This window comes from Streptomyces bluensis (assembly GCF_014650715.1).
Taxonomy (GTDB): Bacteria; Actinomycetota; Actinomycetes; order Streptomycetales; family Streptomycetaceae; genus Streptomyces; species Streptomyces bluensis.
Map to the genome: position 1 here is coordinate 35,282 of NZ_BMVM01000005.1, position 20,141 is coordinate 55,422.

At 70.8% G+C, this 20,141-nt stretch carries 18 protein-coding genes; 8 read left to right on the top strand and 10 right to left on the bottom strand.

The genetic code is table 11. From position 1 onward, the window contains the following. Window positions 1-11: 11 nt before the first annotated feature. The 4 genes from IE262_RS15165 to IE262_RS15180 are packed head-to-tail and all read right to left on the bottom strand — an operon-like array spanning window position 12 to window position 4,190. A complete protein-coding gene (locus IE262_RS15165; protein WP_189874133.1) occupies window positions 12-863 on the bottom strand; it encodes a carbohydrate ABC transporter permease in 852 nt (283 codons plus the stop codon). A gap of 12 nt (window positions 864-875) precedes the next feature. Next, window positions 876-1,838: a carbohydrate ABC transporter permease gene (locus IE262_RS15170; protein WP_189874135.1), complete on the bottom strand. Its 963-nt coding sequence runs from the start codon at window positions 1,836-1,838 to the stop codon at window positions 876-878. Between the two features lies 1 nt (window position 1,839). After that, window positions 1,840-3,126, bottom strand: coding sequence for an ABC transporter substrate-binding protein (locus IE262_RS15175; RefSeq protein ID WP_189874137.1), 1,287 nt, complete (start codon window positions 3,124-3,126; stop codon window positions 1,840-1,842). Window positions 3,127-3,167: 41 nt separating this feature from the next. Next, window positions 3,168-4,190 (bottom strand): carbohydrate kinase family protein, encoded by a 1,023-nt coding sequence (locus IE262_RS15180; RefSeq protein ID WP_189874139.1) that lies wholly within the window; start codon window positions 4,188-4,190, stop codon window positions 3,168-3,170. Window positions 4,191-4,352: 162 nt separating this feature from the next. Between IE262_RS15180 and IE262_RS15185 the strand changes: the two genes are divergently transcribed. The 4 genes from IE262_RS15185 to IE262_RS15200 all read left to right on the top strand — a co-directional run bounded on the left by IE262_RS15185 (window position 4,353) and on the right by IE262_RS15200 (window position 10,614). Then, window positions 4,353-5,102 carry a DeoR/GlpR family DNA-binding transcription regulator gene (locus tag IE262_RS15185; protein ID WP_189874551.1) on the top strand — a complete coding sequence of 250 codons (750 nt, stop codon included), beginning with the start codon at window positions 4,353-4,355 and terminating at the stop codon, window positions 5,100-5,102. 37 nt (window positions 5,103-5,139) lie between these two features. After that, entirely contained in the window at window positions 5,140-6,480 is a 1,341-nt protein-coding gene (locus IE262_RS15190; protein WP_189874141.1) for a 6-phospho-beta-glucosidase, read from the top strand. Window positions 6,481-6,511: 31 nt separating this feature from the next. Next, complete coding sequence (locus tag IE262_RS15195; RefSeq protein ID WP_189874143.1) at window positions 6,512-9,559, top strand: alpha-mannosidase; 3,048 nt, start codon at window positions 6,512-6,514, stop codon at window positions 9,557-9,559. Between the two features lie 170 nt (window positions 9,560-9,729). Further along, window positions 9,730-10,614: a sulfotransferase family protein gene (locus tag IE262_RS15200; RefSeq protein ID WP_134039772.1), complete on the top strand. Its 885-nt coding sequence runs from the start codon at window positions 9,730-9,732 to the stop codon at window positions 10,612-10,614. Between the two features lie 268 nt (window positions 10,615-10,882). On the opposite strand, the gene IE262_RS15205 is transcribed toward IE262_RS15200, so the two are convergent. Next, entirely contained in the window at window positions 10,883-12,031 is a 1,149-nt protein-coding gene (locus IE262_RS15205) for an ATP-grasp domain-containing protein (RefSeq protein WP_189874145.1), read from the bottom strand. Window positions 12,032-12,305: 274 nt separating this feature from the next. On the opposite strand from IE262_RS15205, the gene IE262_RS15210 reads away from it, so the two are divergent. Genes IE262_RS15210 through IE262_RS15220 form a run of 3 tightly spaced genes read left to right on the top strand, consistent with a single transcriptional unit; the run spans window position 12,306 to window position 14,888 of the window. Continuing rightward, a complete protein-coding gene (locus IE262_RS15210) occupies window positions 12,306-13,214 on the top strand; it encodes a metallophosphoesterase family protein (protein WP_189874147.1) in 909 nt (302 codons plus the stop codon). Continuing rightward, window positions 13,162-13,911, top strand: a complete 750-nt coding sequence (locus IE262_RS15215) for a 4'-phosphopantetheinyl transferase family protein (protein WP_189874149.1) — start codon at window positions 13,162-13,164, stop codon at window positions 13,909-13,911. Before IE262_RS15210 ends, IE262_RS15215 begins: the two co-directional genes overlap by 53 nt. Then, window positions 13,908-14,888, top strand: a complete 981-nt coding sequence (locus IE262_RS15220) for a polyprenyl synthetase family protein (protein WP_189874151.1) — start codon at window positions 13,908-13,910, stop codon at window positions 14,886-14,888. Before IE262_RS15215 ends, IE262_RS15220 begins: the two co-directional genes overlap by 4 nt. Window positions 14,889-14,928: 40 nt before the next feature. On the opposite strand, the gene IE262_RS15225 is transcribed toward IE262_RS15220, so the two are convergent. From IE262_RS15225 to IE262_RS15245, 5 genes are all read right to left on the bottom strand, one after another. After that, window positions 14,929-15,156, bottom strand: coding sequence for a hypothetical protein (locus IE262_RS15225; protein ID WP_134039777.1), 228 nt, complete (start codon window positions 15,154-15,156; stop codon window positions 14,929-14,931). A 152-nt stretch (window positions 15,157-15,308) separates the two neighbouring features. Further along, on the bottom strand, window positions 15,309-16,745 hold the full coding sequence (locus tag IE262_RS15230; protein ID WP_189874153.1) for an FAD-dependent monooxygenase: 1,437 nt from the start codon (window positions 16,743-16,745) through the stop codon (window positions 15,309-15,311). Next, entirely contained in the window at window positions 16,729-17,937 is a 1,209-nt protein-coding gene (locus IE262_RS15235; protein ID WP_134039778.1) for an MAB_1171c family putative transporter, read from the bottom strand. The genes IE262_RS15230 and IE262_RS15235 overlap by 17 nt, the downstream gene beginning before the upstream one ends. A gap of 10 nt (window positions 17,938-17,947) precedes the next feature. Continuing rightward, on the bottom strand, window positions 17,948-18,478 hold the full coding sequence (locus IE262_RS15240; RefSeq protein ID WP_134039825.1) for a toxin-antitoxin system, toxin component: 531 nt from the start codon (window positions 18,476-18,478) through the stop codon (window positions 17,948-17,950). A gap of 32 nt (window positions 18,479-18,510) precedes the next feature. Further along, entirely contained in the window at window positions 18,511-19,176 is a 666-nt protein-coding gene (locus tag IE262_RS15245) for a helix-turn-helix domain-containing protein (RefSeq protein WP_134039779.1), read from the bottom strand. Between the two features lie 272 nt (window positions 19,177-19,448). On the opposite strand from IE262_RS15245, the gene IE262_RS15250 reads away from it, so the two are divergent. Continuing rightward, window positions 19,449-20,117: an MmyB family transcriptional regulator gene (locus IE262_RS15250; protein ID WP_189874155.1), complete on the top strand. Its 669-nt coding sequence runs from the start codon at window positions 19,449-19,451 to the stop codon at window positions 20,115-20,117. Window positions 20,118-20,141 lie beyond the last annotated feature (24 nt).

Genomic DNA, 20,141 nt, shown 5'->3' on the forward strand with positions numbered 1-20,141 from the left:
CACTTCGGACGTCAACGGATGGCTCCCTTGCCGAGATCGGCGATGATCTGCCGGGCGCCGACGGCGAACACGATCAGCAGCGGGACGAGGGCGAGCAGGGCGCCGGTCATGACCATTCCGTAGTCGGTGGTGCCGTGGGTGCCATTGAGCTGGGACAGCGCGACCTGAAGGGTGACGTTGTCCGGGTTGGTGAGGGCGATCAGGGGCCAGGCGTAGTCGTTCCACTGGCCCATGAAGGTGAAGATGCCGAGGAACGCGAGGCCCGGCCGGACCACCGGGAGTGCCACGTGCCAGTACTGGCGCAGGAAGCCCGCCCCGTCGATCCGTGAGGCGTCGAGCAGTTCGTCGTGGATCGCGCCCTTCATGTACTGGCGCATCCAGAAGATGCCGAACGCGTTGGCCGCCGCCGGGACGACCAGCGCGGTCATCGAACCGATCCAGCCGATCTTCGCCATGATGACGAACTGCGGGATGGCCGCCATCTGTGCCGGGACCATGAAGATCGCCATCATCAGGGCGAACAGCGTCCGGCGCCCGGGGAACTCGAACTTGGCGAAGACGAACGCCGCCAGTGAGTCGAAGAACAGGACCAGGACCGTCACCGAGCCCGCCACCAGCAGCGAGTTGCCCATCGAGCCGAAGAAGTCGATGTTGTCGAAGAGGTTGCGGACGTTCTCCGCGAAGTGCGAGCCGGGCAGCAGCTTCGGCGGGTAGGAGAAGATCTCCGTCGACGAGTGCGTCGACATGATCACGGCCCAGTAGAACGGGAAGACCGAGAGCAGCAGACCGACGATCAGGACCAGATGGAGCGCTATGCCCCGCTGCCGTGAACCCTGCTGTCGTGAACCCTTGAGTGATGCCATGGTGGCGGGCTCCTATTCTTCGCCCCGGCGCTGTACCAGGCGCCAGTTGATGATCGAGAAGAGGACCACGACGAGGAAGATGCCCCAGGCCACGGCGGCGCCGTAGCCGAAGTCGTTGTTGTCGAAGGTCTGCTGGAAGAAGTAGAGGACCATGGTCTGGCCCGCGTGGCCGGGACCGCCCGCGAACGAGGAGTTGTTGTCCGTCGTCTGCAACAGCACCTGCGGCTCGGAGAAGGACTGCAGGCCGGTGACGGTCGAGATGACCAGGACGAAGAGCAGGACGGGACGCATCAGCGGCAACGTGACCCGGAAGAAGGTCTGCACGGGACCGGCGCCGTCCATGCGCGCCGCCTCGTACAGCTCACTCGGGATCGTCTGGAGACCGGCGAGGAAGATGATCGCGTTGTAGCCGGTCCACTGCCAGGTCATCAGCGTCGCGATGGCCACCTTGATGCCCCACGGCGAGTTCAGCCAGGCCACCTGGTCCAGGCCGACCGCCTGCAACAGGGCGTTCACCAGGCCGAAGTTGGTCGAGAAGACCGAGCCGAAGATGATCGCGACGGCGACGATCGAGGTGACGTTCGGCAGGAAGTACGCGAAGCGGTACACGTTCTTGAAACGCACCGCCGAGTTCAGCAGCACGGCCGTCACCATCGCCAGGAAGATCATGGGGAAGGTGGCCAGCGCCCAGATGACGACCGTGTTGCCTATGGAGCCCCAGAACTGGCTGTCCGACAGGAGATAGCGGTACTGCGACAGCCCCGCGAACTCCATCGAGCCGAGTCCGTCCCAGCGGTGGAACGACAGATACAGCGAGAACCCGACCGGGATCAGTCCGAAGGCGAGGAAGAGCAGATAGAAGGGTGAGATCGCCGCGTACAGCCGCCAGTGGCTCAGGATTCCCTTCCGGGCAGGTCCGGCGGGGGCGGTGGTCACGGTCGCCGGGGGCGTGTCGATCACGGGTGCGGTGGCCATGTCAGTAACTCACCCCCAGGTGGTCCGCGATACGCCGGCACTTGCTCATGGCGTCCTTCCATGCCTGGTCCGGGTCCTTGCCGAGGACGGAGAAGTTCCGCAGTTCGTCGTCGATCGGGGTCTTGAGCGCGATGTCGTACGGGCTGTTGAAGGCGACCGGGATCTTCTGCGCCGCCGGACCGAAGACGTCCATGGTGATCTGCCCGCCGAAGAACTCGTCCGGTTCGCGCAGCTTCGCCATCCGGTACGACGCCGGAGTCGAGGGGAAGAGCACCGAGTCGACGAAGCCCTGGGCCTGGTTGTCCGCGTCGAGCATCCAGGTGATCATCTCGAACGCCTTCTCCGGCTCCCGGCACGCCTTGGTGATCGACAGGAACGAGCCGCCGATGTTCGACGGGCCGCCCGGACAGTTCGCCACCCGCCACTTGCCTTTGGTCTTCGGCGTGTTGAGCTTGATGTCACCCGCCGCCCAGGAGGCGTTCAGCTGGCTGGGCAGCAGGCCCCGCTCGGTGGCCGAGATATTGTCCGGCGTCCCGTTGACGATCTTCGAGACCAGTCCGCGGCGGGTGGCCTCCACGGCCCGGTCCCAGGCGGTGCGCACATGCTCCTGGTCGCCGATGAAGTGCCGGTCCTTGTCGACGAACCGCTTGGTCGTCTGGTTGACCGAGATGCCGTAGATGCTGAGGGCGTCCGTGAGGATGAACGCGCCGGGGACGCGTTTCTTGAGCTGCTCACCGGCCGCGAGGAACTTCTCCCAGGTGTCCAGCTCCCTGGAGACGTCGTCCGGTTCGTACGGCAGCCCGGCCTTCTCGAAGACGGCCGGCTGGTAGTAGTGGGCGACGGGGCCGCAGTCGATCGGGAAGCCCACCATCGAGCCGTCCTCGGCGATCGCCTCGTCCCACTTCCAGGTCAGATACCGGTCCTTGAGCCGGTCGGCACCGAGCGTCCGCAGGTCCACGAACTGGTCGGAGTTGGGCAGGTACGAGGCCATGTCCTCGCCCTTGAGCCCCGCGATGTCCGGCACGTGGGCCCGTCCGGTCATCGTGGTCATCAGTTTCGAGCGGTAGTAGCCGCCGATCTGGATGGCCTGCAGGTTCACGGCGCTGTCGTAGCGGGCCTTGGCCTTCTGGAGGACCTTCGGGCTCAGCCCGCCGCTCCAGTACCACAGGACCATGTTCCGGCCGGTCGACCCGGTGGGAACGGCACAGCCGGATGCCAGTCCGCCGAGCGCCGTGGCGGCCGTGCCGGCCAGGCCCGCGCGCAGCAGGCTCCTTCGTGAGAGCCGCAAAGCTCCCACCGCCTTTCGGATGTCTTGACTTTGCGTGTGGTTCAGTGAGGGGTGTTGACCGGGGGTGTGACGGGGGCGAGGGGGAGGGGCGGGCCCGGGTCGGCCGGCAGCCGCTCGGCGAGGAAGCCGTAGGCGCGCCGCAGCCCGGGGTCGTCGAGAGCCCGCCACCACGTGTGCACCCCGTGCCAGCCGGGCGCCGCCAGGGCCCCGCCGTGATGGCGTACGGACAGACCGGCGGCGAGCACCGCGAAGCGCAGCCGCTCCTCCAGTGGCCAGCCGCCCAGCGAGGCCGCGACGAAGCTCGCCCCGAAGACGTCCCCGGCGCCCGTGGCGTCGACCACGTCCACGTCCAGGGCCGGCACGTCGGCGTACTCACCCGTCGTCTGGTCCACGGCGATCGCGCCCTCGCCGCCGCGCGTGACCACGGCCACCGGCACCAGCTCCGCCAGGGTGCCGAGGGCGGCGACGGCGCTGTCGGTGCGGGTGTAGGCCATCGCCTCGGTCTCGTTCGGGAGGAAGGCGTGGCACAGGGAGAGCTGGTCGAGGAGGTCGGAGGACCACTGCTGGGTGGGGTCCCAGCCGACGTCCGCGTAGATGTGCGTGCCGTTCGCGGCCGCCTTGGCGAGCCACTCGCGGGGCTCGGCCTCGATGTGCACGAGAGCGGCACGCGCGTCGGGCGGGTCGCCCATCAACGCGTCCTGGGTGTACGGGGGTTCCTGGCCGTGGGTGACCAGCGCCCGGTCGTGGCCGTACGCGAGCGAGACGGTGACCGGTGTGTGCCAGCCGTCCGCCGTGCGGGACAGAGAGAGATCGATGCCCTCCTGGCCGTCGAGGACGTCACGGCAGTACTCACCGTAGAAGTCGTCACCGAAGACGGTCGCCAGCGAGGTGGTGAGGCCGAAGCGGGAGGCGGCGACGGCGAGGTTGGCGATGCCGCCCGGACCGCAGCCCATGCCGTGGGTCCAGATTTCCTCTCCGGGTGTCGGCGGCTTCTCCAGGCCCGTGAGGACGAGGTCGTAGAACAGCAGCCCCGTCAGCAGTACATCGGGCCGGTCGTCGTCCACGCGCGCATCCTCCTGTCGCAGGCGGCCGCGATCAGTTCTGAGCGCGGTCGTCGAAACCTTCGCAATCGGTGCACAGGATCGTGCGCGCCTCCGGGGATTTTGGCAAGAGTCAAGCAGAAGTGAGCATGGAAATGATTGAAGATGACGAGTACTGTCCACGGTGTGCTGGCAGAACGACGACATCAACTCATCCTCCGGGCCCTGCGCTCCGGGGGCCCCGCGGCGGTCACCGACCTGTCCGAACAGCTCGGAGTGAGCCCCGCCACCATCCGGCGCGACCTCGTCAAGCTGGAGGAGGAGGGGCTGCTCACCCGTGTGCACGGCGGAGCGGTGGTGGAGGAGGGCGACCAGCCCTTCGCCGAGGTCGCCGAGATGCGTGTGCCGGAGAAGGACGCCATAGCGGCGAAGGCCGCCTCGCTGGTCCGGGACGGCGAGTCCGTGCTGCTCGACATCGGCACCACCGCCTACCGGCTGGCCCGGCACCTGCACGGCCGCAGGCTCACCGTCATCACCAGCAACCTGGTGGTCTACGAGGAACTCGCCGACGACGAGGGAATCGAGCTGGTGCTGCTGGGCGGCATGCTCCGCCGTGAGTACCGCTCGCTCGTCGGCTTCCTGACCGAGGACAACCTGCGCCAGCTGCACGCGGACTGGCTGTTCCTCGGGACCAGCGGGGTGCGGCCGGGCGGGCAGGTGATGGACACCACCGTCGTCGAGGTGCCGGTCAAGCGCGCCATGATCAGGGCGGGGGAACGGGTCGTCCTGCTGGCCGACCGCGCGAAGTTCCCGGGCACGGGGATGGCGCGGGTCTGCGGACCCGAGGAACTGGACATGGTGGTGACGAACGCACCCGTCGACCCGGTCACACGGTCCTCGCTGGAGGAGGCGGGCGTGGAGGTGGTGCCGGCATGAGCCGGGTACACGAAAGGACGGCAAAGGTGGTAGGCGCGTGAAGCTGACGATTCTGGGCGGTGGCGGGTTCCGGGTGCCGCTGGTGTACGGGGCGCTCCTCACGGACCGCGCCGAGGGCAGGGTGACGCGTGTCGTCCTGCACGACCTGGACGCGGAACGGCTGTCCGCCGTGACCCGCGTCCTGGCCGAGCAGGCGGCGGGCAGATCCGACGCGCCCGAGGTGACGGCCACCACCGACCTCGACGACGCACTCAGGGGCGCCGACTTCGTCTTCTCGGCGATCCGCGTCGGCGGCCTGGAAGGGCGCGCCGACGACGAGCGCGTGGCCCTCGCGGAGGGAGTCCTCGGCCAGGAGACCGTCGGCGCCGGCGGGATCGCCTACGGCCTGCGCACGGTGCCCGTCGCCGTCGACATCGCCCAGCGGGTGGCCCGGCTCGCCCCCGACGCCTGGGTCATCAACTTCACCAACCCCGCCGGACTGGTCACCGAGGCCATGTCCCGCCACCTCGGCGACCGCGTGATCGGCATCTGCGACTCGCCGGTCGGCCTCGGCCGCCGTATCGCCCGCGTGCTCGGCGTCTCCGACCCGCGCGAGGCGTGGATCGACTACGTGGGCCTCAACCACCTGGGCTGGGTCCGCGGACTGCGCGTCGCGGGCCGCGACGAACTCCCGCGCCTGCTCGCCGACCGCGACCTGCTCGGCTCCTTCGAGGAGGGCAAGCTCTTCGGCCCCGACTGGCTCCAGTCCCTCGGCGCCGTCCCGAACGAGTACCTGCACTACTACTACTTCAACCGCGAGGCCGTCCGCGCCTACCAGGAGGCCGACAGGACCCGCGGCGCCTTCCTGCGCGACCAGCAGGCCCACTTCTACGAGAAGATGCGGCGCCCCGACGCCGAGGCCCTCAAGGCATGGGACCGCACCCGCGCCGAGCGCGAGGCCACCTACATGGCGGAGAACCGTGAGACGGCGGGCGCCGGCGAGCGCGACGCCGACGACCTCTCCGGCGGCTACGAGAAGGTCGCCCTCGCCCTGATGCGGGCCATCGCCCGCGACGAGCGCACCACCCTGATCCTCAACGTCCGCAACAAGGGCACCCTCTCCGTCCTCGACACCGAGGCCGTCATCGAGGTGCCCTGCCTCGTCGACGCCAACGGCGCCCACCCCGTCGCCGTCGACCCGCTGCCCGACCACGCCACCGGCCTGGTGTGCGCGGTCAAGGCCGTCGAACGCGAGGTCCTGTCCGCGGCCGAGTCGGGCTCCCGCACGACCGCGGTCAAGGCCTTCGCCCTGCACCCGCTCGTCGACTCCGTGAACGTGGCCCGCAGACTGGTCGACGCCTACACGGCCGTCCATCCGGGCATGGCGTACCTCAAGTAGAGCCCGCACCGTCCCCAGGAGAGCTTCTTCCATGCATGACGAACGCCGCCGGATCGAGGAACGCGTCGAGCGCGTCCACACCCAGCGCATCAAGCCCGCGATCTACGCCGCCTCCGTGCCCTTCCAGGTCGAGGCATGGCAGGCTCCCGGCGAGCCCGTCCCCTTCGAGGAGGCCGCGGCCGCCCCGTACGAGCCCTTCGCGATGGACACCCCCTGGGGTCCGCCCTGGGGCACCACCTGGTTCCGGATGCGCGGTCAGGTGCCCGCCGAGTGGGCGGGCAGGCGCGTCGAGGCCGTCATCGACCTCGGCTTCGTCGGGGACTGGCCCGGCAACCAGGCCGAGGCCCTGGTCCACCTCACGGACGGGACACCGCTCAAGGCGGTCAACCCGCTCAACCAGTACGTGCCGATCGCCGACCCGGCCACGGGCGGCGAGACGGTCGACTACCTGGTCGAGGCGGCCTCCAACCCGGACATCCTCGCCAACAACTTCGCGGCCCCGACCCCGCTCGGTGACGTCCTCACCGCCGGCGACAAGCCGCTCTACACCTTCCAGCGCGCCGACCTCGCCGTCCTCGACGAGAACGTCTGGCACCTCGACCTGGACCTCCAGGTGCTGCGCGAACTGATGGTCCACCTCGAAGCGCACGACCCGCGCCGCCACGAGATCATGCACACCCTGGACCGGGCCATGGACGCCCTGGACCTCGACGACATCTCCGGGTCGGCCGCGGCCGTCCGCGAGGTCCTCGCCCCCGCCCTGGCCAAGCCCGCGCACGCCAGCGCCCACACCGTCTCCGGCGTCGGGCACGCCCACATCGACTCCGCCTGGCTGTGGCCCATCCGCGAGACCAAGCGCAAGACGTCCCGCACGTTCTCGAACGTGACCTCGCTGGCGGACGAGTACGAGGACTTCATCTTCGCCTGCTCGCAGGCCCAGCAGTACGAGTGGGTGCGCGACAACTACCCCCACGTGTGGGAGCGGATCAAGAAGTCCGTCGAGAAGGGCCAGTGGGCGCCCGTCGGCGGCATGTGGGTCGAGGCCGACGGCAACCTCCCCGGCGGCGAGGCCCTCGCCCGCCAGCTCATCCACGGCAAGCGGTTCTTCATCGAGCACTTCGGCGTCGAGACCAAGGGCGTGTGGCTGCCGGACTCCTTCGGCTACACCGCCGCCTATCCGCAGCTCGCCAAGCTCGCGGGCAACGAGTGGTTCCTGACCCAGAAGATCTCCTGGAACCAGACCAACAAGTTCCCGCACCACACGTTCTGGTGGGAGGGCATCGACGGCACGCGCATCTTCACCCACTTCCCGCCGGTCGACACCTACAACGCCCGGTTCAGCGGCGAGGAGATGGACCGCGCCGTCCGCAACTACCAGGAGAAGGGCGGCGGCACCCGCTCCCTGGCACCCTTCGGCTGGGGTGACGGCGGTGGCGGCCCCACCCGCGAGATCATGGAGCGGGCGCGCCGGCTGGCCGACCTGGAGGGCTCGCCGAAGGTCGTCGTCGAGCACCCGGACGCGTTCTTCGCGAAGGCCCGCGACGAGTACCCGGACGCCCCCGTCTGGGCCGGTGAGCTCTACCTTGAGCTGCACCGCGCCACCTACACCTCCCAGGCCCGCACCAAGCAGGGCAACCGGCGCTCCGAGCACATCCTGCGCGAGGCCGAGCTGTGGGCGACCACGGCCGCACTGCACGCGCCGGGCTACTCCTACCCGTACGACCAGCTCGACCGGCTGTGGAAGACGGTCCTCCTCCACCAGTTCCACGACATCCTGCCGGGCTCCTCGATCGCCTGGGTGCACCGGGAGGCCGAGGCGGAGTACGCACGGGTCGCGAAGGAGGTCGAGGCACTGACCGCGGAGGCGATCGCCGCACTCGGTACGGGCGACGCACACGTGTTCAACACGAGTCCGCTGGACCGCGGGGAGGTGGTCCGGACCGCGGACGGCTCCCTGGTCCACACGGTCGTCCCGGCGAACGGCAGCGCCCCCCTGGGTGCCGGAGAGGGCACGGACCCGGTGACGGTCACCGGACGCGTCCTCGACAACGGCCTCGTCCGGGTGGAGATCGCCGAGGACGGCACCCTGGCCTCCGTACGCGATCTGCGGGCCGGTGGCCGTGAGGTCCTCGCCGACAAGGGCAACCTGCTGCGGCTGCACACGGACCTCCCGAACTACTGGGACGCCTGGGACGTCGACAGCCACTACAAGAACCGCTACACGGACCTGCTGGACGCGGACTCCGTGACGGTGGTCGAGGAGGACCCGCTGCGGGGCGCGATCCGCGTCGAACGCTCCTTCGGCAAGGGCTCGAAGATCACCCAGACGATCAGCCTCCGCGCCGGCAGCCCCCGTATCGACTTCGAGACGGACATCGACTGGCACGAGGCCGAGAAGTTCCTCAAGGCGGGCTTCCCGGTCGACATCCGGGCGCCCCACTCCTCCGCGGAGATCCAGTTCGGTCACATCCAGCGCCCCACCCACACCAACACCAGCTGGGAGGCGGCCCGCTTCGAGGTGTCCGGGCACCGCTGGGTGCACATCGCCGAGCCCGGCTACGGGGTGGCGGTGATCAACGACTCCACCTACGGCCACGACGTCTCCCGCACGGTCCGCGAGGACGGCGGTACGACCACCACGGTCCGCCTCAGCCTGGTCCGCGCCCCGCGCGTCCCGGACCCGGAGGCCGACCAGGGCAGGCACCGCTTCACGTACGCGCTCCTGCCGGGCGCGAGCGTGGACGACGCGATCGCGGAGGGCTACGCGCTGAACCTCCCGCTGCGGATCGCGGACGCGGCGGGCCCGGCGGAACCGGTGGTCTCGGTCGACGGCGCCGGCGTGACGGTGGAGGCCGTCAAGCTGGCCGACGACGCGTCCGGTGACGTCGTGGTCCGGCTCTACGAGTCCCGCGGCGGCCGCGCCGAGGGCGTGCTGCGCACCGGCTTCCCGCTCGCCGGGGCCCAGGTGACGGACCTCCTGGAGCGCCCGCTGGAGGCGGCGGCCACCGAGGGGAACGCGGTGCCCATCGCCCTGCGGCCCTTCGAGGTGAAGACGCTGAGGCTGACCGTGGAGAAGTAGTGACCCCGCTTCCCAGGAAGAATTAAGAAAGCGGTAAACACGCTGGTCGCGGCGGGTGTACGACTCGCCGCGACCCTTTCCCGTTCCCTCCCCGACACCTGGAGTTCGCCCGCTCCCCCTGTGATACGGGCGAACGAAAAGCGGAGTGAGACGGGTGGAGAGGTGGCATCGTGCGAGACCCGCGTATCAACGCGATCGGTAAAGGGCTCAAGCGCCGCGGCAGGCTGATCGCCGAGGCGGTGAGCCCGCCGAAGCGGAACCTGGACGCGGTACCCGCGCAACGGAGCACCGACGCCGGGGCCGAAGCGGAGCCGTACGTGGCCCCGCGCGCCCCGCGCCTGGTGGAGTCGCCGGTGTTCGTGCTGTCGTCGGTCCGTTCCGGCTCCACGCTCCTGCGGGTCCTGCTCAACAGCCACAGCCGTATCCGCGCCCCGCACGAGATGCATCTGCGCACGGTGCACGTCAACCTCTCGCGCGACTTCACCGCGGACGCCATGAAGGCGCTCGAACTCGACAAGGACGAGGTCGAGCACGTCCTGTGGGACAGGCTGCTGCACCTGGAACTCACCCGCAGCGGCAAGGAGCTGATCGTCGACAAGACGCCGCCGAACACGCTCATGTGGCCGCGGCTGCACCGATGTTGGCCCGAGGCGCGCTACATCGTGCTGCTGCGCCACCCGGGCGCGGTGATCGCGTCGCTCACGAGCCGCCGTACGGACCCCGACCACGAGGCGATCGCCGCGGAGGTCCTGTCCTACAGCGAGAAGCTGGAGGAGGCGCGGCAGAACCTGCCTGCGCACGTCATCACGTACGAGGAGCTCACGGCCGAACCGGAGAAGGTGACGCGGGGCATCTGTGACTACCTGGGCGTCCCCTGGGAACCCGCGATGCTCGACTACGGCACCAAGGACCACGGCACGTTCCGCCCCCAGCTCGGTGACTGGTCCAGCACCATCAAGTCGGGCCGCATCCAGGCCGCCCGCCAGGCCGACCCGAACGCCACCCTCTCACCCCGCCTGACAGAACTGGCAGAGGCGTGGGGCTACCCCTCCTGAGGTTCTTAGCCCCCGCCGCCCCTACCCGTCCCATCCGCAGGGGCTCCGCCCCTTCGACCCCGGCCCAGGGGGGGCTCCGCCCCCTGGCCCCCGGGTTTCGGGGCACGCCCCGGACCCCCGCTCCTCAAAACGCCGAAGGGGCTGACGATCCAGCCCGTCCGGCGTTTGAGGGCGAGGCCGTTCAGGCCGGCGAGCGGGGGTCTGGGGGCGGCAGCCCCCAGGAAGGGATGGGCCGGGTAGGGGCGGCGGGGGCGAGGAAAACGCCCGGTCAGACGGCCAGCGGGCGGTCCGCCGGGTGGGGGCGGACGCCCGGCGCCGGGGCGAGGGCGAAGGGACGCCCCTCCGCCGGCTCCGGCGTCGTCGCCGGAACGTCCGGACGCTGGTGCGGCAGAGAGACGGGACGCACCGCACGCGGACCCGAGACGACCGTGTAGTCCGCCCCGAGGCGGGCCGGAAGAAGGTCGCCGGGGTCCTCGCCGAGGGCCAACTGAACGGCGGCCCAAGGAGCGTTGAGGCCGCACAGGGAGAGCTGGTGGAGCCCACCCGCAGGCCGCGTGTTGACGTCCATGAGAACCGGATCGTCGCCGTACATGCGGAACTGGATGTTGGAGAGATAGTGGAGGCCGAAGGCCTCCGCCAGACGCCGCGCCGGCTCGATCCAGGCCGGGCCCAGCGTGAACCCGCGGCGGCGGCCGTTCTTCGTACGGCCCACCGCCATACGGACGCGACCGTCCGGGGCGACGAGGCAGTCCACCGACACCTCGGGCTGCTCCAGGCGGGGCATCACCAGCCAGTCCACCGTCTCCCCGGCATCACGCAGCGCGTCCAGCACCACGTCCAGAGGCACATGCGGACCCGGAAACCCGTTGAGGTGCGTCAGCGAGAAGGGGGCCCGGGTCACGACACGGAAACCCACCCCGCCCGCACCCGCCGCGGGCTTGAAGCACGCCTTGTGCCCACCGGCCTCCAACTCCTCCACGGCGGCGACGAGTTCGTCCGCATCCCGCACCCGGTGGTACGGCGGCACCGGCACCCCGAGCGCCTCCACCGCCTGGTACGCCGTCACCTTGTCCTCGAAGACGTGCACGGCCTCAGCGGGCGGCGCGAGAAGGGTCGTACCCACGGCCCTGAACTCCTCGCGGTGCGCGGCGATCGTCGCCTGGTGCAGCCGGGGCACGAACACATCGATCCCGCGCCGCTGGCACTGGTCGAGGGCGAACTCGACGTACGCGGCGGGGGAGAGGCCCTCCGGCTCCAGGTCGGCGGTGTCGGCTGCGGCGAGCACGGGCGAGTCGGGGTCCCCGTGGGTGGCATGGATCTCGACCGGACGCGCCTGCGGATTACTTCGCAGCTGATCCATGAAGAAGACGTTCTCCGCGTACGTGCGGTTGAGCCAGACGCGTACGCGAGAGACCATGCAGGCCGCCTTTCACGGTTCGCGGGCAGGGCTGAGCAGGCCGTGCCCGGCCAGGGGAGAGGGAGGTACGCCGAACCGCCCGACGCGAGGGACGGAGCGTGGCGGAGGTGTTAGGGGCGATCATAGGGCCACCGGGGCACTGGTTTCTGTCACGCGGGTGTTAATCCTTCGTACGGGTCCTGCCAGATGCCGTTCACGTGGTCGGCGGGCCGCTCTTGTCCGCTGGTGCGTGCGTGTGTTCTCGTGTTCCCATCCGGATCTGGAGGGAGTGAGGGTGGAGTCGACCGCTGGCGGTTCGGGGAATTTGCTGGCCATCAGTGACCTGCACATCAGCTATCCCGAGAACCGCGCCCTGGTCGAACAGATGCGCCCCGAGACCGACGGCGACTGGCTCCTGGTGGCCGGAGACGTCGCCGAGAAGGCGGACGACATCCGCTGGGCCCTGGAGACCCTCGCCGGCCGTTTCGCCAAGGTCGTCTGGGCGCCGGGCAACCACGAACTGTGGACCCACCCGCAGGAGACCCTCACGGCACGCGGCGTCGAGCGGTACGAGCATCTCGTCGCCCTGTGCCGCGAGCTCGGCGTCACCACGCCCGAGGACCCGTACCCCGTGTGGGAGGGTCCGGGCGGCCCCGCCGTCGTCGCCCCGCTCTTCCTGCTGTACGACTACTCGTTCCTGCCGCCGGGCTGCGCGACCAAGGACGAGGGGCTGGAGTACGCGCACGGCACCGGCATCGTGTGCACGGACGAGATGGTGCTGTACCCCGACCCCTACCCGAGCCGTGAGGCCTGGTGCCGTGCCCGGGTCGCCGAGACCGAGCGCAGGCTCGCCGAGATCCCCGCGCACCTGCCCACCGTGCTGGTCAACCACTACCCCCTGGACCGGCATCCGACGGACATCCTGCGCTACCCCGAGTTCGCGATGTGGTGCGGCACCCGGCTCACCGCCGACTGGCACCGCAGGTTCCGCGTCGAGGTGATGGTCTACGGCCATCTGCACATTCCGCGGACCACCTGGCTGGACGGGGTCCGCTTCGAAGAGGTGTCCGTGGGGTACCCCCGCGAGTGGCGCCCGCGCCCGAAACCGCCGGGAAGGCTGCGCCGCATTCTGCCGATGGAGGTCGAAGCCGGTGATCGAGGAGTTGCTCCCGGAGTCGGTCGTGGTCGTGGAGGCCTACGGTGAATACGCCGCCGACGCAGCCGACGCCGCCCGCGCGGCAGGGGGGCCCGAGGATGTGTCGCTCTTCCCCGAGGAGGAGGCGGTCATAGCGAAGGCGGTGCCCAAACGCCGCAGGGAGTTCACCGCCGTACGCGGGTGCGCCCGCCGCGCGATGGAGAAGCTCGGCGTGCCCCCGCAGGCCGTGCTGCCCGGTGAGCGCGGCGCCCCCGCCTGGCCGGACGGGCTGGTCGGCAGCATGACGCACTGCGAGGGCTACTGCGCCGCCGCACTGGTCCGCGCCGCCGACGTCGCCTCCCTCGGTATCGACGCCGAACCCCATCTGCCCCTCCCGAACGGCGTCCTCGGCGCCATCGCCCTCCCCACCGAGGAGGCCCGGCTGCACCGCCTGAACACCGAGCGGCCCGGCGTCCACTGGGACCGGCTGCTGTTCAGCGCCAAGGAGTCCGTCTACAAGGCGTGGTTCCCGCTCACCGCCCAGTGGCTGGACTTCTCGGAAGCCGACATCGACGTGTTGGCGGACAGCGGCCCTCCCACCGGCGCCGGGTCGGGCGTCTTCCGGGCGCGGCTCCTCGTGCCCGGGCCGGTGGTGGACGGACAGCGGATCGGGTCGTTCGACGGACGCTGGACGGTACGGGACGGGCTGCTGGCCACCGCCGTGTCGGTGCCCTACCCGACGGGACGCGCGAAGGCCGCCGGATGACCTCCCTGTCCTACGTCGAACTGCACCGGCAGTTCTCGGGCGAGATCGACGCGGCCCTGGACGCCGCCCTCGACGGGCTGGGACCGGAGGCGGAGTCGGTCAGGAAGGCGATCACCGGACTCTTGCACCACCAGCAGATGAAGTACCCCCTGTCGGTGCTTCCGCTGCTCGTGCACGCCGTCGAGACGGGCGACCCCGGACCGGCCGTCCCCCTCTCCGCCGTCCACCTGCTGTGGTGGACCTCGGCCTGTTACCTCGACGACCTGGCGGACAGTCAGGCGACCGGCACGCCCGAGGGCCTCGGCGAGCAGGAGGCACTGCTGGCGGCCGTCGTCGGCGGGCAGGCACTGCCCATCCGTATCGTCCAGGCACAGCCGGTACCGGACGCCGTGCGGGGCGCCCTCACCGCCGAGATCGTCAACTGCTGGTTCCCCGCCGTGGAGGGGCAGCTCAGGGATCTGCGGGGAGGCACGGAGGGCGCCGCGCGGGAGTCGGTCGTCACGGCGTACCGGGGCAAGTCCGGGGCTCCCTTCGCGATGATCACGGCCATGGCCGGCATATGGGCGGGCGCGGACAGCGGGCGCATACGGCTGTGGCGTGAGTTCGGCGACGTCCTCGGCATCCTGTGGCAGTTGTTCAACGACCAGGAGGACATCCTGTCCGGCCGCAACGAGGACCTGAGGAACGGCACGCTGACCTATCTGCTGGCCTGCGCCCTGGAGGAGGCGCCGCCCGGGGCGAGGGAGCACGTGCTGGCGCTGTCCGGGGCCGCGCGGAGTTCCGGACGGGCACGGCGGGAGCTCACGGAGCTGCTCCTCGCGCCCGCCGTGCTCCGCGGCTATCAGAAGGACCTCGGCACGTTCCGTGACGAGGCGTACCGCGTCCTCGGTGAACTGGGCGGCCACGAGGAACCCTTGGCGGCCCTGCGGCAGCTCGTGGACCAGTCCGGCGGACTGTACCTACGGGCGACCGCCTGAGCCGGCCCGCTCCCGGTTCGCCCGGGAACGGGCCCGGGTGTCAGATCTCCGGGCACCAGCTCCGCAGCAGCCGGAAGAACTCCTCCTCGTTGCCCGCGAGTCCGGCCGCCGCCAGGGCCTGCTCGGCCTCGGCGAGCGCGGCGGTCGGCACCACGGGTGGTCGGCCTCCGCCGGGCGGGCCGTCGAACGCGGCTCGTACGGTCTGCAAGAGCCGCAGATAGGCCTGCACGGCGGTGCGTTCATGGTCGGTCAGTACGGCGGTCTGCATCGGACGGCTCTCCCCTGTTCGGCCGGTTTGATCGGTGCGTGCGCCCCGGCAGGGCGGGGGGCGCACCTCCAGCTTGCCGTCCACCACTGACAATCCCGTTCCCGTACACGGAGGTTCGCTCGCTCAGCGGAGGCGAAGCCTTTGCCGCACGCCTACGTTCCCGCCCCCTCCGGCGCCCCGGACACCGCCGCCTGCTCCCCCTCCGTGAGCGGCGGACCCGTCAGTGGGGCCTTCAGCGGACCTCGCAGGACGGCGAGGAGGACTTCGGGCGCGAGCAGGGCGCCGGGCGGCCTGGAGAGGGTCATGACGCCGAGGAACGTCCGGAAGACCAGGGGGCGGCCCGTCGCCGTGCGCAGGAGGCGGTTCACGTACCGGGTGAGCAGGCGCTGGACGGGACCGGGCTGCTCGCCGATCGCCTCCGGGTAGCGTATGTCCGTCTCCGTGGCCAGCTGCCACGCCATCGACACCGGACCGGCCACCGCCCGCTGCACCCGCCGCGCGAGCCGCGGAGCCATGAGCCCGTGCGCGGCCACCCGCTCACGCAGCGCCAGGGCGCTCTGCGCGGCCACCGACATGCCGTGACCGTACAGCGGGTTGTAGGTGGCCACCGAGTCACCGATCGCGACGAACCCCTCGGGCCAGGCCGAGACCTTCTCGTAGAAGCGCCGGCGGTTGACGGTGCTGCGGGTGACGGCCACGTCCGTCAGCGGTTCCGCGCGGGCCAGCAGTTCGCCCACCACGGGGTGGCGCACGTTCCGTGCGAAGGTCTCGAACTCCTCGGCGGACGCGGTCGGCTGGCCACCGCGCGTGCCCGACACCGTCACCAGCCAGCGCCCGCCCTCGATCGGCACGAGGGTCGCGCTCTGCCCGGGCACCGGCCGCGCCGCGTCCGGCTGGACGTTGACGACGGGGAACTCCTCGGTGCCCGCCGGCGCGCGGAAGACCCGGCTGGCGTACACGAGCCCGGAGTCGACCTCGCCCAGCGGCGCGGGCGGCACGCCCAGCGCGTCCAGCCACGTCGTGGCCCGCGAGCCGCGCCCCGAGGCGTCCACCACCAGGTCGGCGGCCAGAACACGCTCCTCGCCGTCGGCCGAACGGACCCGCACCCCCGTCACCCGGGTCGCACCGCCCTCCAGGCCCAGCAGTTCGGTGCCCTGCACCACGGTGATCCGGGTCTGCCTGACGACCTCGGCGCGGATCACCGACTCCAGCAGGTCCCGGCTGCACGCGATCATGAACTCCATCTCGGGCCAGCGCCGCACCCAGCCCTGCGCCGACAGGGAGACGAGCCCGGTCGGCAGCGGAATCCGGCGGGCGCCCGCGGCCAGCCAGGCGTCGGTCACCCCGGGCAGCAGCTCCTCCATCGCGCGGACGCCCCCGGACCACAGGAGGTGCGCGTGACGGGCCTGCGGGACGCCCCGGCGCGATGCGGGCCCCTCGGGCAGCAGGTCGCGCTCGATGACCGTGACATCGGCGTACGGACGCAGCGCGGCGGCGGACAGCAGGCCGGCCAGGCCCCCGCCGACGACGACGGCCCGACGGAATTCCGACGGCACCACGGATCCGGGGACGTCAGCGGGTTCGCTCATGGAAGTCGCTCTCTGACAGGGGCGCGGCGTGCTCCCGGGCAGCCGCGACGACGGGTGACTGACTGAGGGCCAGGGACAGCCGGACCAGGTCGCGTGGACCGTCCGTGGACGGGGGCGGTGCGGCGCCGGTCTCCGCCGAGCTGATGACCCTGCCCTCCGGGTCGGCCGCCCGGGCCCGTACCGCCGCCGTCACCATCGCCGCGTCGGCCTCGGCCCGTGCCTGGTCGGGCGCGGAACCCGACGCGACGGCCGCTTCGTAGGCCCTCGCCCGCACCCCGGAGTCGAAGTACGGGTGCAGGGTGAGCATGCCGTCGTGGATGTCGGACTCCCGCTGGGTCACCTGCAGTTGGACCGGCGACCACCAGGCGATCCGCACCGCGCGCTCACCCTGGTCGGCCACGGGCCTGAGCTCCCGCCACAGCGGGCCCAGCCTCCGGTACGTCGACCAGGTCGTCCAGGAGTCCCCGATGCGCTGGCAGGCCAGCGGCAGAGAGAAGCCGACCGCGGCGATCTGCGCCCCGACCGAGGCCAGCACGGGCGCCACATAGGTGCTCAGGCCGTCCAGGTTCCCACCGTTCCAGCGGGCCACCACGGCCGTGAACTTCGCCGCCGAGTACGGGACGTTCGACAGAAAGCCGACCGCGATGATCAGCAGTCCGGCGCGCAGCCAGCCACGCACCTGGAGCGCCCAGCGCCAGCACATGACCACCGTGGCGACGCCCGCGACGGAGAACGCGGCGAGGTAGAGCACGATCATCTCGCGGATGAACGGCGTGTTGGCGTAGTACGTGTCCAGGTCCCGCAGCCGCTCCACCGGCGCGTCACCGAGCGCGAACAGCACCACGATCGCCACGCTCACCGCGCCGTACCCGGCGATCCAGCGACGCGACAGCCTGCGCGTCACCTCGGGCGGACCACCCCGCCAGTTGATGATCAGCACCAGACAGGAGGCGCTCAAGGCACTCATCAGGACGTACACGACAGGCGCCGAGACGTTGGTGATGCCGGTGAGGCGGTTGACCTCGGCGATCGTCGGCGGGGCGGCGAAGCAGAACACCAGGCTCGCCAGCGTGAGCAGCGCGCACACCGACCGCAGCAGCGGATCGCGCCAGCCGTGCAGCAGCGCGGGCGTCTTGACGGCGAGGACGACCGCCATCGCCACCGCGGGGATGTAATAGCTGGACCCGTCCATCTCCGGTGGCTCAGCCCTGCGGCCCGCGATAGCCCAGGGAGGCCTCGATGCGCCCCGCGAGCCGGTCGCGCCGCACCGGACCGCGCAGCGCCGAACCCGCCAGCCAGGTACGGCACTTGCTCGCCAGCAGCAGCCCGAAGCTCTCGGCGTCCTGCTCGTCCTTCACGTCGAACCGGGTACGCGCGGCGACCTTCTGGACCGTCGCCCGCAGGTCGGCCCCGTCGCTCAGCAGACGTGCCGCGACCGCGGCACCCTCCACATGGTGGCCGCAGTGCCCGGCGTGCATGTGCCACAGCTCATGGCCGAGGATCACCAACTGGTGGTCGGGCGCGGTGCGTTCCTCGATCACGACGAGGTCCTGCTCGGCCATGTCCAGCCACAGCCCGCTCGCGGTCCCGGGCGGGAAGGCGGCCGTACGGTACTGGACGGGGCGGCCGCGGCGTCTGCCCATGGCGTCGCACAGCGCGGAGTACAGCCCGGCGGGCTCCGCCGGTGCCGGGAGCGTCAGCTCGCCGACCAACTCGCCGCACAGGCGGCGCATTTCCCTTCCGATGCCCACTGTTCTCCCCCGGGTCAGGACTCGGGCCGCTTGACGCTCTCCAGGAGCATGTCGAGCCACTCCGCCACCTTGTCGCGATGCTGGTCGGTGGGCAGTTGTGCCGCACGCCAGGCGATGCCGCGGACACCGTGGTCCTGGAGCAGCCGCTCCAGCGGGTCGTCGGCTGCCTGGGTGGCCGGCGCGGCCGCCCGCTCGCGGTCGGCGAGCTGCTGGAGCAGCTCCTGCTCGGTGCGCATGAGGGCGCTCGCGAGTGCCTCCGGGTCCTCGGCGGTGAGGAAACCGGCGTGCACTCGGAAGAAGCGCTGGATGGCGTCGCAGTGCTCCATCGTGGGGCGCCGGTCGCCATTGATGAGGGCTCCCGCCTGCTGACGCGACATGCCCGCGCCGTCGGCGATCTCCTGCTGTGTGTACTTGCGTCCGTTGGGCTTGAGACGGGTGCGCCGCAGCAGGGCCAGCCGCTGCACGAACCGGGCCTGCAGGTCCGGCTCGCCGGCGGGCCGGCCGCCCAGCAGCGCCTTCACCACCGACTCCGGCACCCCGGAGGCCGACGACAGGCGCCGGGCGTCGAAGACCTCGTCGTGGGGCACGCCCAACCGGTCGGCGAGCGCGGTGACACGGGCCACGACGGCCGGCAGCAGAACCGTCGCCGCAGCGTCCGGAACCTCGAAGCCATCCGTCACCGACAGGTCTCCTACGTCTCTCTCAGCCAGTCTCAGCCAGTCTCATCATGATGCCGAATTCCCGGGCACGCGAGGCCCGGGCATAGTCCACCACCGTGAACTGCACGGAGATTAGCCCCTGACGCGAACTCACATCCAGGTCTCGCCACAACTGTGGCGAGATTCAGCCGTCAACGGCCGCGAAATGCCACGATAGTTGACATGACTCCCGCGCGGGCCTCAGGATCAAGACGCCGCGTGAAGGCCGCATAGGCAAGAGGGGTGACCTCCCGATGGCATATCAGGCAGGAGGGCAGCGGTCCGAACCGCGCCCCGTCCCCGAGAGCCTTGAGGCTCAGGCGTACCTGCAGGACTACGCCACGCTCCTGGAGGCGGTGCCCTTCCCGTCCGTCGTCTTCGACCACCGCTGGGACGTCGTCCTGTCCAACAGCGCCTACGAGAAGCTCTTCCGCGGTGTCGGTCCGCACCCGACCGCCATGCCGGGTGACAACTTCCTTCGCTTCGTGCTCTTCCACCCCGACGCGGCCACGGTCCTCGGCGAGCACGAGTCCCGCTGGTGCCTGCCGATGCTGGCCGACTTCGCCGCCGCCGTGGAACGGCACGGCCAGGACCGGGGCCTGCAGTCCATCCGCCGGGACATCGCCCAGGACCCCATCATGGACGCCGCCTACCGGCACGGGCTGCCGCACTGGATCCGTACGGTCGGACCGGAGGCCGCCGAGCACGACGGCGCCGTCCGCCCGGTGGTCCACCCCGACCCCCGCTGGGGCCGCACCGACTGCCGTATCGTCGGCGAGACCCCCAAGACCCTGCAGGACATGGGATACACGCGGATGACGCTCGTACTGCGCGCGGCGCGGCGCCCGTCGGCCGCCCCGCCCCGCCCCCGCCGCGACCGGCGCACGCCGAGCCATCTCAGCGTGGTGCCCGCACCCGAGTAGACAGCTCCACGTAGAGCTGTCAGC